Consider the following 1,049-nt stretch of genomic DNA (forward strand, 5'->3'; position numbering starts at 1 on the left):
GGACACCTCAAGGAGGGGTAATAAGTCCAATACTCGCCAACATCGCACTGTTGGGCATGGTTAGGCTCATAAAAACAATGTATCCCAAGAAAGCAAACAGAGCACAAGCTACTGTTATAAGATACGCTGATGACTTTGTTGTGATATCCCCATCACTAGAAATCATTGAACAGTGCAAAACTGCTATTTCCGAGTGGCTAAAACCTGTAGGACTAGAAATTAAACCTGAAAAGACTCGAATTTGCCACACACTCAATCCCATTGAGTACAACGGCAAGACTGAGGAACCTGGGTTTGATTTTTTAGGATTCAATGTTAGGCAATATCCGGTAGGAAAATATAAATCTGGGAAAAGTCAAAAAAGGTTCAAAACCCACATCAAACCCAGCAATAAAGCAGTTAAAGCTCATACAGAAGTAATTAAGGGTGTAATAAAACAACATAAAACAGCACCCCAATCAGCTCTGATAAGCAAACTAAACCCAAGTATAAAGGGATGGTCAAACTACTACTCAGGGGTAGTCTCATCTGAGACCTTCAATAAACTGGATAACATAGTCTGGTTAATGTTACGGGCATGGACAGTATCAAGATGCAGAAAGGCAAACTACGAGAAGCTAGGAAACTACTTCCAACAAGGAACGGTTAAACTTAGCAATGGGAAAGAAAGACATGAATCTTGGTTATTCAAGACTAAAGATGGATTTCAACTATGGAAACATAATTGGACTCCGATTGTCAGACATACCACAATACGCCCTGATGCAACACCATACGACGGAAACTGGACTTACTGGGCAACCAGAAAAGGACAAGCAATCGACACGCCAATTAGGGTAGCAAAACTACTCAAAAAGCAAAAAGGCAAGTGTACCTGGTGTGGGCAATACTTTACCCCATCAGACCTAATTGAAGTAGACCACATTGTACCTCGAAGCCTCGCTGGAAAGGATGAATACAAAAATCTTCAGCTATTACACCGCCACACCCGCGACGATAAGACGGCACTTGACAAGGCCAACGCTGTGTCCTTAACAATGGAGCAGTCA

At 41.8% G+C, this 1,049-nt stretch carries 1 protein-coding gene; it reads left to right on the top strand.

The annotated features are described in order from the left end of the window. The coding region (locus tag P5674_RS25140; RefSeq protein WP_315670420.1) for a reverse transcriptase domain-containing protein at positions 1 to 1,049 on the top strand (1,049 nt) is incomplete at both ends.

Origin of the sequence: Limnospira sp. PMC 289.06 (assembly GCF_032350395.1) — a bacterium.
Lineage (GTDB): Bacteria > Cyanobacteriota > Cyanobacteriia > Cyanobacteriales > Microcoleaceae > Limnospira > Limnospira platensis.